Origin of the sequence: Sphingomonas aliaeris (assembly GCF_016743815.1) — a bacterium.
Lineage (GTDB): Bacteria > Pseudomonadota > Alphaproteobacteria > Sphingomonadales > Sphingomonadaceae > Sphingomonas > Sphingomonas aliaeris.
This window is the reverse complement of the sequence record NZ_CP061035.1, coordinates 3,095,317-3,108,897: the sequence shown is the minus strand read 5'-3', so window position 1 is coordinate 3,108,897 and position 13,581 is coordinate 3,095,317. Positions and strand designations below refer to the sequence as shown.

Annotated in this window: 14 protein-coding genes; 6 read left to right on the top strand and 8 right to left on the bottom strand. The window is 66.7% G+C overall.

Translation table 11 applies throughout. The annotated features are described in order from the left end of the window. The first annotated feature begins 9 nt into the window (after positions 1-9). Positions 10-567: a GDSL-type esterase/lipase family protein gene (locus tag H5J25_RS14705; protein WP_202092229.1), complete on the top strand. Its 558-nt coding sequence runs from the start codon at positions 10-12 to the stop codon at positions 565-567. 8 nt (positions 568-575) lie between these two features. Here the strand turns inward: H5J25_RS14705 and H5J25_RS14700 are convergent, their stop codons facing one another. Genes H5J25_RS14700 through H5J25_RS14670 form a run of 7 tightly spaced genes read right to left on the bottom strand, consistent with a single transcriptional unit; the run spans position 576 to position 6,499 of the window. Beyond that, positions 576-2,042, bottom strand: coding sequence for a hypothetical protein (locus tag H5J25_RS14700; RefSeq protein WP_202092227.1), 1,467 nt, complete (start codon positions 2,040-2,042; stop codon positions 576-578). Beyond that, positions 2,039-2,263: a hypothetical protein gene (locus H5J25_RS14695; protein WP_202092225.1), complete on the bottom strand. Its 225-nt coding sequence runs from the start codon at positions 2,261-2,263 to the stop codon at positions 2,039-2,041. The genes H5J25_RS14700 and H5J25_RS14695 overlap by 4 nt, the downstream gene beginning before the upstream one ends. Before the next feature lie 4 nt (positions 2,264-2,267). Continuing rightward, a complete protein-coding gene (locus tag H5J25_RS14690) occupies positions 2,268-3,257 on the bottom strand; it encodes a Gfo/Idh/MocA family protein (RefSeq protein WP_225883144.1) in 990 nt (329 codons plus the stop codon). Next, positions 3,254-4,219 (bottom strand): MDR/zinc-dependent alcohol dehydrogenase-like family protein, encoded by a 966-nt coding sequence (locus H5J25_RS14685; protein WP_202092220.1) that lies wholly within the window; start codon positions 4,217-4,219, stop codon positions 3,254-3,256. Before H5J25_RS14685 ends, H5J25_RS14690 begins: the two co-directional genes overlap by 4 nt. Then, entirely contained in the window at positions 4,216-5,133 is a 918-nt protein-coding gene (locus H5J25_RS14680) for a glycoside hydrolase 5 family protein (protein ID WP_202092218.1), read from the bottom strand. The genes H5J25_RS14685 and H5J25_RS14680 overlap by 4 nt, the downstream gene beginning before the upstream one ends. Beyond that, positions 5,130-5,909 (bottom strand): TIGR04290 family methyltransferase, encoded by a 780-nt coding sequence (locus tag H5J25_RS14675; RefSeq protein ID WP_202092216.1) that lies wholly within the window; start codon positions 5,907-5,909, stop codon positions 5,130-5,132. The genes H5J25_RS14680 and H5J25_RS14675 overlap by 4 nt, the downstream gene beginning before the upstream one ends. After that, positions 5,906-6,499, bottom strand: a complete 594-nt coding sequence (locus tag H5J25_RS14670) for a histidine phosphatase family protein (protein WP_225883536.1) — start codon at positions 6,497-6,499, stop codon at positions 5,906-5,908. The genes H5J25_RS14675 and H5J25_RS14670 overlap by 4 nt, the downstream gene beginning before the upstream one ends. Before the next feature lie 255 nt (positions 6,500-6,754). On the opposite strand from H5J25_RS14670, the gene H5J25_RS14665 reads away from it, so the two are divergent. Genes H5J25_RS14665 through H5J25_RS21820 form a run of 5 tightly spaced genes read left to right on the top strand, consistent with a single transcriptional unit; the run spans position 6,755 to position 13,317 of the window. Then, the gene (locus tag H5J25_RS14665) at positions 6,755-7,870 is read left to right on the top strand and encodes an NAD-dependent epimerase/dehydratase family protein (protein WP_202092212.1); all 1,116 of its coding nucleotides are present in this window, start codon (positions 6,755-6,757) and stop codon (positions 7,868-7,870) included. Then, the gene (locus tag H5J25_RS14660) at positions 7,867-8,949 is read left to right on the top strand and encodes an NAD-dependent epimerase/dehydratase family protein (protein ID WP_202092205.1); all 1,083 of its coding nucleotides are present in this window, start codon (positions 7,867-7,869) and stop codon (positions 8,947-8,949) included. The genes H5J25_RS14665 and H5J25_RS14660 overlap by 4 nt, the downstream gene beginning before the upstream one ends. Positions 8,950-8,966: 17 nt before the next feature. Beyond that, positions 8,967-10,049, top strand: coding sequence for a glycosyltransferase family 4 protein (locus H5J25_RS14655; RefSeq protein ID WP_202092203.1), 1,083 nt, complete (start codon positions 8,967-8,969; stop codon positions 10,047-10,049). Beyond that, complete coding sequence (locus H5J25_RS14650; RefSeq protein ID WP_202092201.1) at positions 10,046-11,155, top strand: CgeB family protein; 1,110 nt, start codon at positions 10,046-10,048, stop codon at positions 11,153-11,155. The genes H5J25_RS14655 and H5J25_RS14650 overlap by 4 nt, the downstream gene beginning before the upstream one ends. After that, positions 11,152-13,317, top strand: a complete 2,166-nt coding sequence (locus H5J25_RS21820; RefSeq protein WP_450097621.1) for a CgeB family protein — start codon at positions 11,152-11,154, stop codon at positions 13,315-13,317. The genes H5J25_RS14650 and H5J25_RS21820 overlap by 4 nt, the downstream gene beginning before the upstream one ends. Here H5J25_RS21820 and H5J25_RS14635 read toward each other — a convergent pair. Continuing rightward, positions 13,314-13,574, bottom strand: a complete 261-nt coding sequence (locus tag H5J25_RS14635) for a hypothetical protein (protein ID WP_202092197.1) — start codon at positions 13,572-13,574, stop codon at positions 13,314-13,316. The two genes, H5J25_RS21820 and H5J25_RS14635, sit on opposite strands and share 4 nt — an antisense overlap. Between the last annotated feature and the right edge of the window lie 7 nt (positions 13,575-13,581).

Here is a 13,581-nt window from a genome sequence, read left to right as displayed (position 1 = left end):
ACCGACCTGGTGTTTGTCGGGGACTCGATCACCGATTGGTGGCGGAACGACCCGCAACGCGATATCTTCAAAGGCTATTTCGGCAAATACCGCCCCTACAACATCGGCATTGCGGGGGACGAGACGCAGCATGTCCTGTGGCGGATCGAGCATGGCGAACTCGACGGTCTCGCGCCGAAGCTTGTCGTGCTGTTGATCGGCACGAACAATCTCGCCAACGCCAACCGGATGAGCCCGCAGGAAACCGCGGACGGCGTCGCCGCCCTCGTCGATGCGATCCGCGCCAAACTGCCGAAAAGCAGGATCCTTTTGCTGGGAATCTTCCCCCGCGCCAATCGCAGCGATGATTCCCTGCGGCTGGCGGTGAATGCCACCAACGCGTTCATCGCGCGTCTGGCCGATGGCAAAACCGTCTTCTACCAGGATATCGGGGCAAGGTTTCTTCAGCCGGACGGCACGCTGCCGGGCGAGGTGATGCCGGATTACCTGCATCCGAACGCCGCAGGCTACAAGATCTGGGCCGATGCGATCAGGCCGGACGTCGATCGGCTCATCACGCAGAAATAGCCGGGGCGTCAGATCGCCGTTAGCGCGGCGATCCTCGCGCGATAGAAAGCGCGCCGTCGTTCCGCGCTTCCGGCGTCGGTGGCGAAATGCCACCAGCCGATCTGGAAACCGAGGTAACACACGATCATCAATGCCGTCAGGTCGGCAGCCCCGGCGCGCCCCGGCATAACGGATCGAATGAGATCCGCGCCCTGATCCTGCGTCGCGTCCAGCTCCACGATCGCGCCAGCGACATCCCATGCGATATCCTGACACCCCACCAGATCGTGGCCGTGCGCGTGATCGATCGCGTCGGTCTTCAGCACACCGGACGCGGTACGGATCCACTCCCAGCGCTGCATCCGCCCGTCGATCCATACCGGGCGGACGAGGGGCACAAGGGCTGCGACACGCGCGTCCGGCCAGTCGACGAATAGCTCATCCGCAAGCGATCCGAACGCCTGCCGGATATTGTACCGGGCCATCGCGACGAGGTCCGGCAACGAAGCGCCGCCCGCCACGACAGGAAAGCTGGCCGCTCTGAACGCGAGATAGGGCGCGACCCGTGGCCAGATCGCCGCGACGTCGGGGGCGGTGTCGGTCGCCATCCAGCGTTCGGCGAGAAATCCGTGCCGGATCGCAACCGGTTCAGGAGTGAAACCGGCTTCGTACAGAAGCCTGGCGACCGCGAAGCCGTCGCGCCCGATGGCGTCCAGTCCGGCGAACTTCAGCAGGAACGTTCCGGACGCGGTGGTCAGCAGGAATTTGCGCCGTTCCCGTCCGGGATCGACCGGGGCGTCGGGGCAGGGGGAGACCGTCCGCCACTCGCCGCCGGAGACGTCACGCAATGGAGCGATCGGCGCGCCGGTCGCATCCCCGAACCAATTCGCCAGCCCCGTCGGGGCCGCGCCGAGGAAGATGTCGTCGATCGCGCATGTCGGCCGCGTCGCGCGTTGCCACCGCCGACGGTGCGACTGGATCGCATCGGGGCCGAGGTCGCCCGCATGACTGGGCAGGAAGAGTATTCGTTCCCGCGCGACACCATGGTCTTCGAGATAATCCGCCGCGCCGCCGAATGAACTGCCCGACCGCCCCGGCCCTTCATCCACCAGTACGAAGGTGCCGTGGCGGCGCGCGACGAGTTCGGACTCGAGCGCCGGTCCCACCGCGACATGGCGCGCATAAGCCGGGCCGATCGGTCTCAACGTACACCAAAAGTCCGCGTTGCTGGCGGACGCAACCGCCGCCGCCAGTCCGGTGCCTATGCTGCGCAGGCCGATCACGCACGCACCGGCGGGAATGCCGCGGGCGGCCCCCAGATACAGTTCGGGATAGAGTGCGTAGAACGCATATCCCTCGCACCGACGGATGGTAACGGCCGGTGGTACGTCGCGCAGCAAGGCATCGATCTCCGGGAGATCCGGCGTAATTTGCGTGGCGAAACCGCTGGACCAGGATCGGTCGATCGTATCGGCGATCGCCCGCAACATGGTCATGAGACGCGATTGCGCGGCGACAGATCGTCCCAACCGCCGATCGTGAATTCGGCATCTGCAACGCCTTGCATCAATCCGGCGACGGTGACGAACATGGCGACGCAGCCTTGGTGCCAGCGAATGCCCGGCGGGGCGACCGCCAGTCCGGCCGCTTCCGACCGAACCCGACCCAGTATCCTGGATGTCGGCGCAGTGTGCTGCTGGTCGCCATACACCAGCACCGGATCATCCGCTTGCGTAGATGCGATCGAGGATCGTCGCCACCATGACCAATTGATCGGCGGCGGGGTCGAAGCACGGGTCGGCATGCAGCCGGCGTGCCCAGGTCGCCGCCGCGCGTCCGCCCCAATCGTCGGGTGCGTCGGCCAGGACTTCGCTCGTGGTGCCGGTGAAGCGTTCGGTTCGGAAATCGTAGAACGATCCCCCCACATTGCGCATCGCGGCGCCGCCTTTCGTCCCGTAGAAGGCAGCTTCGATCCGGGCATCGACCCCGGCGTTCAGCCGCCACGAACACGCCAGCCGCACGATCGTGCCAGTTTCGAGGGTGACGCTGGCGACGGCATAATCCTCGGTCCGGTCGAGCGTGACCAGCGGCATGCCCTGCGCGAAAAGGGCGGCGCTGATGTCCGCCGTCGCACCCGGGAAATCCAGGACCCACAAGGCCAGATCGACAAGATGGACGCCCAGATCCATCACGCACCCGCCGCCCGATTGTGAGCGGTCGTAGAACCACGGTTTGTCCGGCCCGTATGCATTGTGGAAGGTCAGATCGACCGCATAGACATCGCCCAGCGCACCGGTGCGAACCAGTTCGGCGATGCGGATCATTCCGATCGTGAAGCGGTATGAAAAATCGACCGACAGAAGCCGATCGGCGGTACGGGCGGCGGCGACCACGCGCGCAGCCTCGGCCGCGTTCCGCCCGAGCGGCTTCTGGCAGAACACCGCGACGCCATTTTCGAGCGCGCGGATGGACTGTTCGGCATGCAATCCGCTTGGCGTGGCAATGACGATACCGTCCAGATCCTGCGCCAACATCGCGTCGAGCGAACCGACGACGGCCGCATCCGGCGCGAGCGCCCGCGCGGCTGCGAGCATGTCTGGGGACGGGTCGCTCAACACCGCCGCCTCGACCGATCCGGTCGCCAGCATCGCCTCCATCCGGTGTCGCCCGATCCACCCGACACCCAGAAAACCGAGTCTCGATTTCCTCAACGGAACGTGACCAATGCCTTGACGAACCCGCCCGGTTTATCGCGCGTGGCGTCCAGTGCCTCGGCGATCCGTTCGAGTGGGTATGCGTGGGTGAAGAGCGGATCAGTATCCAGCCGCCCGCCCGCCACCGCGCCGATCGCTTCGCGCAATCCGCGCAAGCAGACCGCCGGATCGCGCTCGTGCGCGTTGATGACGTCGATGCCTTTCCAGTTCCACATCTGCATGTTGACCTGTCGCGGACCATCCTGATGATAGCCGGCGACGATCAGCTTGCCGCCTTCGCGCACCAATTCACTCGCCAGATCGAGCGGCCATTGCTTGCCGACCGCTTCGATGACGCGGTCGCACATCGCGCCGCCGGTCAGGGATTTGACCTGTTCGATAATCCGCCAGTGATCGTCCATCGCGATCGTCTCCGCCGCGCCCGACGACCGCGCGAGATCTAGCGAGGAGGCTCGACGAGAGATCGCGATCACCCGTGCCCCGGCATCGCTGGCAAGCCGCGTCAGGATCGCGCCGAGGAAGCCGATGCCGACGATCGCGATCGTCTGGCTCGCCTGTATGTCGCTACGACGAAAGATGTTCATCGCGCAGCCCAGCGGCTCGCCCGGGAACGGCTTGTCGTAAAGTTGGACGGGCAGTGTCACCACAGCGTCGGCGTCGGCGAGATCGTATTCGGCGAAGCTGCGGAACGACAAGGCCGCCACGCGGTCGCCGACCGAGACGCCGGTCACGGCGGACCCGACCGCGTCCACGACGCCCCAGCCTTCATGGCCGAGCCCGCCGGGATCGCCGGGATAGGTCATCCAGTCCTGACCGGCCCATGGTTCGAGGTTCGACGCGCAGACGCCGCATCCCTCAAGCCGGATGCGAACCTGTCCGGCGGCCGGTTCCGGCACCGGAATGGTGTCGATCCGCATCGTGCCGGGCGCGACGAGGGTCGCGGCGCGCATCGTCTTCATGCGGTGACGACCCGGCGGATCGGTGTGGCGGGGGCGTAGCGTTCGACCATCCAGGCGCAGAAATCGGCAAAGGCCTGCGGGTCGCGCGGCGCGCTGGTATGGTGGGGGGCGACCCCCAGATGCTGCGGCGTGAAGCAGAAGGTCAGCGTCACGTCGAAGTCGGCCAGCGCTTCCATCTGCCGGTCGAACCAGTCGATCGCGCCGGGCCGGAAACTGTCCGCCCAGGAAAGGCCCGTGCGCAACGTTCGCGTGCCCAGCCGCTTCATCCACGCGACCGCATCGTCCAGCCGCGGATCCTCGAAATGGAACCACTGCATCAGCCCCATCTCGCCCGCGACCTTCGCATAGTCTTCGAGCGCGGGCTTCGGCGTCCCGTCCTCGCGGATCAGGCCCATGTAGAAATGGCGATAGTAGCTCGACCCTTCTGCCTCGCGGTGGCGGGTTTCCGCGCCCCAGTGCATCGGCAGATCGTACAGCGAGTACCAGAAGATGCGCGGCACCCGCCCGATCAGCAGTTCGGCGGTGCGCCTGATCCCGAAGACCTGAACCTCCTCCGCGCCAAACGATCCGACACCCACCTCCGTCACCCAGACGGGCTTGTCGGTCACGGCCTCGATCTCCGCGATCTTGTCCGGCCATGCGTGGATCGGCCACAGGTTCCAGTCGAGCGGGAAGCCGTGGACCGCGACGACATCCACGGCGTCGAGTGCGCCATGCCCCGCCATGCGCAGAACCCATTGCGGATCGATCGGCGACATTCCGCCCAGAACGCGCGTGAGATGCGGATTGATCGACCGGATGGCGTTTCCGGCGCGGATCACGCAATCGGCATAGGTCGTCCATTCGGGGTCGACCTCCGGATCCCAGTGCGATTTGTTGTTGGGCTCGTTCCACAGCATGGCGGCTTCGATCATCGGGGCGGCTCCTTTGCCGGATAGACTGCCGATGGGCCGAACTGCCCGTAGGGCACCGGCGCGACACGGCAGAGATAGACTTCGGCTTCCGGGTGCGCCTCGATTTCGAAACCGGCCGCGCGCAGCATCGCTTCGCTGCCGGCACGGTTCGGCGCCCACCAGTTGGTCCAGTCGTGCGCATATTCACGTTCGATGAAGTGCAGTCGCGGATAGCCGGGATCGTCGAAAATGGGCGAGACCGTGTACGTCCCGTCGATATGGAATGGGTGATCGGCGGGTACGTCGGCGACCACGTCCGATCCGCGCTGCATGGTCTGGAACAGGAGCAGGTCGCCGGCGACATGTTCCCGGATCAGGTCCAGCGCGAGCAGGGGATGCCGGAGATGGTACAGGACGCCCATGAAAATCGTGACGTCGAACTTCTCGCCGAGCGCAGCGACGTCGTAGGTGGAGAGGTTGCGATATTCGATGTCGGGGAAGCCGAGCGTCCGGCTGGCGAGGCGCGCCTGGGCGAGATAGCGATCGTCGGTGTCGATGCCGACCACGCGTGCGGCACCGCGGCGCTTCATCTCGATCGCGTAGAACCCGGCGTTGCAACCGATATCGAGCACCGACTTGCCCGTCAGATCGGTCGGAAGCGCGTGCGAGAAACGGGCGAACTTCTGCCGGGGATAGTCGCCGAGGAAGTGGTCCGGAGCAGTCAGCACACCGTGCCCGAGATCGATATTGTGGAACCAGGGTGCCAGATCGGCGACCGACTTTTCGAGTGGCGTCATAGCGCGGGCCGTTCGTTCAATCCGGCCAGTCTCGCGCCGGACTCGTCGATGACGACGTGCGTTATCGACCCAGGATCGACGTCGAACCGCAGGAGATTGTCGAGCGACAGGCCGAGAACCCGTGCGACGGCCGCGCGGATCATGTCGCAATGCGTGACCATCGCGATCGTCGCGCCGTCGTTCGCTTGCGCCGTCTCCTGCATGTGCGACACGATCCGCGACTGCGCGTCGGCCATGGGCTCGCCGCCCGGCGGCGTCACCTGGCTGCGGACGTGGTTCCAGCGCGACCAGAGCGGATCGCGGGACAGCTCGGCGAAGGTGTGGCCGGACCAGTCGCCGAAATCGACTTCGTTCAGCGCCTCGACCGGTTCGACCGCGCAACCGCAGGCCTGCGCGATCGGCCGGGCGGTCTGCATCGTGCGATCGAGCGGGCTGGCCTGCACACGGTCGATCGCGTGCCCGGACAGTCGCTCGGCGAGGCGATCGGCCAGAACGAGGCCCACTTCACCCAGCAGCACGCCCGGCGTCCGTCCCGAGAGCGTCTCGCCAAGTTGCCCATGCGGCGCATGGCGGATCAGCAAGATGGACACTGACAAGGATCAAGTTCTCCGCGACCGTTGCGATGGCTTTTCGGGGAGCCGGAAAGCATCATCTTTATACACGCTATGTGGCCGGCAAATTCTCTGATCTACGTCAATGATGTGGTTGATTGTCGGTAACTTCCAAGAAGATGATGCTGTGTTTGCTTGGCCGGTGCTTCATGGCGCCGATTACGGGAAGATGGCGATGAACTGTTGCAACGCGATTCGGATGGGAACGTCAACAAGCCAGATCAAGTCCGGCATATGACGGAGACGATTCTGATCACCGGCGGCGCCGGGTTCATCGGCCGGTCCGTGGCGCGGGAGTTATTGGGGCGGGGGCACCGGGTGCGGGTGCTGGATAGCCTGATCGACCAGGTCCACGGCACGGTCGATGGATCGAGGATGCTCGATCCCGAGGCGGAACTGGTCCGCGGCGACGTGCGTGACAAGACTGCCGTCGCCTGGGCGCTGCGTGGCGTCGACAGCGTCGTGCATCTCGCGGCGGAGGTCGGCGTCGGCCAGTCGATGTACGAAGTGGAGCGCTACACATCGACCAACGATGTCGGCACCGCCGTGTTGTTCGAGGCGCTGATCGATCAGCCGGTGCGCCGCGTCGTCACGGCGTCGTCCATGTCGATCTATGGCGAAGGCCTGTACCGCGACGCGGACGGCACGCTGATCGAGGATGCCGAGCGGCGGGGATTGAAGGACGGACTGTCCAACTGGGAACCAGTGGACTCCGCGGGACGACCGCTGACGCCCGTCGCGACGCCCGAATGGAAGTGCCCCAATCTCGCGTCGATCTACGCGCTCAACAAATATGTGCAGGAACGCACGACGCACATCATGTCCGCGCCATACGGCATCGAGGGCGTGTGCCTGCGGCTGTTCAACGTGTATGGGCCGGGTCAGGCGCTGTCGAACCCCTATACGGGCGTGCTGGCGATCTTCGCGTCGCGGCTGTTGAACGGCCAGCAGCCGATGATCTTCGAAGACGGCGAACAGCGGCGGGACTTCGTGCATGTCGGCGACGTGGCGCGCGCCTTTGCCGATGCGCTGACGTTGCCGCAGGCGGCGGGCGGTACGTTCAACATCGGATCTGGCCACGATCGATCCGTGCGCGAGATCGCGACCGATCTGGCGCAGGCGATGGGCAAGAACGACCTGACCCCGCAGATCGTCGGCAAGGCGCGGATCGGCGACATCCGGCACTGCTTCTGCGACACGACGCTGGCTGCCGAACGGCTGGGCTTTCACGCAAGGCAGGATTTCGGGGCAGGATTGGCCGAACTCGCCGGATGGGTCGCCGAGCAGACCGCGACCGATCGCGTCGATCAGATGCGCGCCGAACTGGAAGCGCGGGGTCTGGTCGCATGACACAGGCGACGGACGATCGTCCGGTCCTGATCACCGGGGGCGCGGGCTTTATCGGGTCGAACCTTGCGGACCGGCTGGCGGGCGAGGGGCGCCGTGTCCGCATCTACGACGCGCTGGCGCGGGACGGCGTGGAAGCGAACCTGCACTGGCTGACCGAACGGCATGGCGACCGGATCGAGGCCGTCGTCGCCGATATTCGCGATGACGTCCTGCTGGCGGAGGCGGCATGCGACGCGAAGGCGGTGTTCCATTTCGCCGCGCAGGTCGCGGTCACGACGAGCATGATCGACCCGCGCGAGGATTTCGAGGTCAATATCCTCGGCACGCTGAACCTGCTGGAGGCGCTGCGTCGGCGCGGCAATGCGACGCCGGTGATCTTCGCGTCGACCAACAAGGTGTATGGCGACTTGTCCGACCTGTATTTCGACTGCGGTTCGAACGGCTATGTCCCGACCGATCCGGAAGTCCGGGCACACGGCATCGGAGAGACCCGTCCGCTCGATTTCCATACGCCCTATGGCTGTTCGAAGGGCGCGGCGGACCAGTATGTGCTGGATTATGCTCGCAGCTTCGGCGTGCCGGCGGCAGTGCTGCGGATGAGTTGCATCTATGGCCGGCGCCAGATGGGGACGGAGGATCAGGGCTGGGTCGCGCATTTCCTGATCCGCGCGCTCGAACGGCGGCCGATTACGTTGTACGGCGACGGCCGTCAGGTGCGCGACATACTGGACGTGAGCGACGCGGTGTCGGCTTATGTCGCGGCGTGGCGGCGGATCGATCGGGTTTCCGGACGCGCGTTCAACCTTGGCGGCGGGCCCGACAATGCGGTCAGCCTGCGCGGGTTGATCGACTATATCGGCACGCTGCTTGAACGCGACGTCGACCTGCGATCGGGGGACTGGCGCGCGGGGGACCAGCGCTATTTCGTCGCGGATGCGCGCGCCGCGCAGGCCGCGCTGGAACTGCCGCCGCGCCGGGACTGGCGGGCGGGGGTCGCGGCACTGGCGCGATGGCTGGCCGAGACGCGCGGGATCGCGCTACCTGTCCATCACCCCGACGCAGCCGAGCGCGCGGCATGAGTGTCCGGCGCATCCTGATGTCCACCGATGCCGTCGGCGGCGTCTGGACGTATGCGATCGATCTGTCCCGTGCGCTGGGCGAGGCTGGGATCGAGACGATTCTCGTCACGACCGGGCCGGGTCCGAGCGATGCGCAGCGGCGCACGGTCGGCGCGATCGAAACCATCCGGCTGATCGAGACGGACGCACCGCTCGACTGGCTGGCACCGGACGCCGCCTCGATCGCCACAGCGGGACAGAGGATCGCAGCGCTCGCCCGGTCGCACGATGTCGATCTGGTGCAGGTGAACGCGCCCGCGTTGGCCGCCGACGTCGCGTTCGACCGGCCAGTCGTCGCGGCAACCCATTCCTGCCTCGCGACGTGGTGGGATGCCGTGGAGACCGGGCCGATGCCGGCGGATTTCCGCTGGCGGGTCGCGTTGACGCAGGCGGGGTTGCTCGCCGCGGATACGGTCGTCGCGCCGAGCCACGCCTTTGCGGCGGCGACGCGGCGCGTGCATCGCCTGCCGGTCATGCCTCACGTCGTGCATAACGGGCGTGCGTCGGTTCGCCCTGCAACGCGTTCAGAAACCGGTGCCGATCATGCCTTCACCGCGGGCCGGCTGTGGGATCGCGGCAAGAATCTGGTCGTGCTGGACCGCGCGGCGGAACTTGGCGCGCCGATCGTCGCGGCCGGGCCGCTGATCGGGCCGGGTGGCGACGGTACGCCGTTCGATCATCTGACGTGTCTGGGGACGCTGGACCCGGCGGCGCTCAACGACCGGATCGCGGCACGCCCGATCTTCGTATCCGCGGCCTTGTACGAGCCGTTCGGACTGGCGATCCTGGAAGCGGCGCAGGCTGGGTGTGCATTGGTGCTGTCCGACATCCCCACCTTTCGCGAAGTGTGGGGGGACGTCGCATGCTTCGTCCCGGCACGCGACGTCGCAGGGTTTGCGGATGCGATCAAGCGTCTCCTAGCTGACCCGGCCGAACGCGCGCGGCGCGGCGAGGCGGCGGCGAAGGCCTCGCGGCAATTCACCGCAACCGCGATGCGTGACGGAATGATCGCGGTCTATGCGTCGGTGGTCCGGTCGGTATCGGGGCGGGCGGCGGCATGAGGATCGTGTATTTCACGCACTCGCTGCGATCCTGCTGGAACCACGGCAACGCGCATTTCCTGCGCGGTGTGCTGCGCGACCTGATCGCGCGCGGGCACGATGTCGCGGCGTTCGAACCCGCCGGAAACTGGAGCCTCGAAAACCTGATCGCGGATGCGGGGCAGGCGGGGCTGGAGCCGTTCCGGGCTGCCTATCCCGAACTGTCGTCCACGCCGTTCGACCCGGACGGGCCGGTCGATGCGCTCGTCGCGGAGGCCGATCTGGTCATCGTGCACGAATGGAACGATCCCGCACTCGTCGCACGGATCGGCCGATTGCGGTCCGGCGGCGCGCGGTTTAGGTTGCTGTTCCACGACACGCATCACCGCGCGGTCAGCGATCCGGCGGCGATCCGGGCGTTCGACCTGTCCGGCTATGACGGCATATTGGCGTTCGGCGAGGCGCTGTCCGAGGTATATCGCCGCTGGGGCTGGCGCCACCGGGTCTGGACCTGGCACGAGGCGGCGGACACGCGGCTGTTCCATCCGCCTGCCGATGAATCGTCGCGCGACGGGCTGGTCTGGATCGGCAATTGGGGCGATGACGAGCGGGTCGCCGAGCTGGAGGATTTCCTGCTCGCCCCCGCCGCCGCGTGCGGCATACCCCTCGACATATACGGCGTACGTTATCCGCCGGGCGCGCGGGCGCTGCTGGATCGATTTGGCGCGCGGTATCACGGCTGGGCGCCGAATGCCGACGCGCCGGCGATCTTCGCACGGCATATGGCGACGGTGCATGTGCCGCGGCGATATTATGCGACGATCCTGCCGGGCATACCGACGATCCGCGTGTTCGAGGCGCTTGCCTGCGGCATTCCGCTCGTCTCGGCACCGTGGTCGGACAGCGAAGGCCTGTTCCGGCCGGGGCAGGATTATCTGGTCGCGCGAACCGGCGAAGAGATGGCGAGTGTGCTGCGCACGATCCGGGACGATCCCGATCTGCGAGCCGCTCTCGTCGCGTCGGGGTTGGAGACGATCCGCGCGCGCCACACCTGTGCGCACCGCGTGGACGAACTGCTCGACATCGTCGCCATGCTGGACGCCACGCCGCGAAGGAGTGCCGCATGAAGATCGCTTTCTACGGGTCGAGCCTGGTATCGTCCTACTGGAACGGGGCGGCGACCTATTATCGGGGAATCCTGCGCGATCTTGCGGCGCGGGGCTATGACATCACCTTCTACGAACCCGATGCGTTCGGGCGTCAGCAGCACCGGGATATCGACCCGCCCGATTATGCGCGATCGGTGGTCTATCCCGCGACCGAGGCGGCGATGCGCGGCGTGCTGGCCGAGGCGGCGGGGGCGGACATCGTCGTCAAGGCGAACGGCGTCGGCGTGTTCGATGCGGAACTGATCGCGGGGATCGTCGCGCGCGCCGCGCCGCATGCGATCACCGTGTTCTGGGACGTGGATGCGGCAGCAACGCTGGACGAGATGCGCGGCGATCCGTCGCACCCGGTGCTGCGCGCATTGCCCGATATCGACATGGTGCTGACCTATGGTGGCGGCGCGCCCGTGGTCGATGCCTATCGCGGATTCGGCGCGGCGCAGTGCGTGCCGATCTACAATGCGCTTGACCCCATGACGCATTTCCCGGTGCCGCCCGATCCGCGGTTCGAGTCCGATCTCGCATTCCTGGGGAACCGGCTGCCCGACCGCGAGGCGCGGGTGGAGGACTTCTTCCTGCGCCCCGCCGCCGCGCTGCCCGAACGGTCGTTCCTGATCGGCGGCAACGGGTGGGAGGACAAGGCGATGCCCGCCAATGTCCGGCACCGCGGACACGTCTATACGGCCGAACATAATGCGTTCAATTGCACGCCGAAAGCGGTGCTGAACGTCGCGCGGGATCTCGATGGCGCATATCGGCTTCTCACCCGCGACGCGCGTGTTCGAAGCCGCAGGGGCGGCGGCCTGCCTGATCACCGATGCATGGGAGGGGATCGAGCTGTTCCTGAAACCGGACGAGGAAGTGCTCGTCGCGCGGGACGGGCAGGACGTCGCCGATTACCTCGCGGCACTGACGCCGGAGCGGGCGCGGACGATCGGCCAGGCGGCGCTGCGGCGCGTGCTGGCGGATCACACCTATGCGCTGCGCGGGGCGCAGGTGGATGCTTTGTTCAAACGACAGGCGGCGCGTCGGCGGGTGGCGGCGTGAAGCTCGTCGTGCTGGGGCTCAGCCTGTCCTCATCCTGGGGCAACGGCCATGCGACGACCTATCGCGCACTGTTGCAGGCGTTTGCGGCGCGCGGGCATGACGTGCTGTTCCTCGAACGCGACGTGCCCTGGTATGCCGATCAGCGCGACCTGACCGATCCGGACTGGTGCACGCTGGAATTCTATCGCGAGATCGGGGACCTGGAGCGATACGGGGCGGCGATCACCAATGCCGATGCGGTGATCGTCGGGTCCTACGTGCCGGACGGCGTGGCGATCGGGACGTTCGTGCAGGAACGCGCGCGCGGCGTGGTCGGCTTCTACGACATCGACACGCCCGTAACGCTGGCGAAGCTGGCGCGCGGGGATTTCGAATATATCTCGCCGCGGTGCATTCCGGGATATGACGTCTATCTGTCCTTCACCGGTGGGCCGACGCTGGAGTATATCGAGGATCGCTACGGATGCCCCGCCGCGCGACCATTATATTGTTCGGTGGATCCGTCGCGGTATCGGCCGACCGGGGCAGCCGCGCGGTGGGACCTGTCGTATCTGGGGACGTATAGCGACGACCGTCAGCCGACGCTGGAGGCGCTGTTGCTGGAGCCTGCGCGCGCCTTGCCCAACCACCGTTTCGTGGTCGCGGGGCCGCTTTATCCCGACGGCATTGCGTGGCCGGACAATGTCGAACGCATCGCGCATCTGCCGCCGTCCGAGCATGCCGAGTTCTATTCCGCGTCGCGCTCCACGCTGAACGTGACGCGGGCGGACATGATCGCGGCCGGCTGGGCGCCGTCGGTGCGGTTGTTCGAGGCGGCGGCCTGTGCGACGCCGATCATCTCGGACGTGTGGCGCGGACTGGACGAGATATTCGCGGCGGATCGCGAGATCGTCATGGCGCGCACGACGGAACAGGTAATCGCGGCGTTGCAGCGCGACGATCTGGGGGCAATCGGCGCGGCCGGGCGCCGCCGCGTGCTCGGCGAACATACCGCCGAACACCGTGCCGCCGAACTGGAAGCCCATCTGGTCGAGGCCAACGGGGGCAACGCCCGGCGGAACGCGCGCGCAGGCTAGCCGGGGTCGGTCTCCGCCTGGTCCAGCGCGGCCTGGATCATGCGCAGCCACACCGCGACGTCGCCGACCCGTTCCATCTCCACATCGGGTTCGCGCAACGTCTTCAGGATCGCGATGGCGTCGTCGCGATAGCTCCGCCATGCCGCATCGACCGCATCGGCGGCGTGCGGATTGTCGCCATCCGCATTGTCGCTGAGCCGCCGCCCGGCGAGCACGCGTGCGATCCGTTCGATCGCGCCGGTCGTCGCTATGTCCATTGCCCGG

What these genes read in the sequence shown, in the direction of transcription:
- H5J25_RS14700 (WP_202092227.1), bottom strand. Translation starts at nt 2,042, where the DNA reads ATGACCATGTTGCGGGCGATCGCCGATACGATCGACCGATCCTGGTCC.
- H5J25_RS14685 (WP_202092220.1), bottom strand. Translation starts at nt 4,219, where the DNA reads ATGAAGACGATGCGCGCCGCGACCCTCGTCGCGCCCGGCACGATGCGG.
- H5J25_RS14680 (WP_202092218.1), bottom strand. Translation starts at nt 5,133, where the DNA reads ATGATCGAAGCCGCCATGCTGTGGAACGAGCCCAACAACAAATCGCAC.
- H5J25_RS14675 (WP_202092216.1), bottom strand. Translation starts at nt 5,909, where the DNA reads ATGACGCCACTCGAAAAGTCGGTCGCCGATCTGGCACCCTGGTTCCAC.
- H5J25_RS14665 (WP_202092212.1), top strand. Translation starts at nt 6,755, where the DNA reads ATGACGGAGACGATTCTGATCACCGGCGGCGCCGGGTTCATCGGCCGG.
- H5J25_RS14660 (WP_202092205.1), top strand. Translation starts at nt 7,867, where the DNA reads ATGACACAGGCGACGGACGATCGTCCGGTCCTGATCACCGGGGGCGCG.
- H5J25_RS14655 (WP_202092203.1), top strand. Translation starts at nt 8,967, where the DNA reads ATGTCCACCGATGCCGTCGGCGGCGTCTGGACGTATGCGATCGATCTG.
- H5J25_RS14650 (WP_202092201.1), top strand. Translation starts at nt 10,046, where the DNA reads ATGAGGATCGTGTATTTCACGCACTCGCTGCGATCCTGCTGGAACCAC.
- H5J25_RS21820 (WP_450097621.1), top strand. Translation starts at nt 11,152, where the DNA reads ATGAAGATCGCTTTCTACGGGTCGAGCCTGGTATCGTCCTACTGGAAC.
- H5J25_RS14635 (WP_202092197.1), bottom strand. Translation starts at nt 13,574, where the DNA reads ATGGACATAGCGACGACCGGCGCGATCGAACGGATCGCACGCGTGCTC.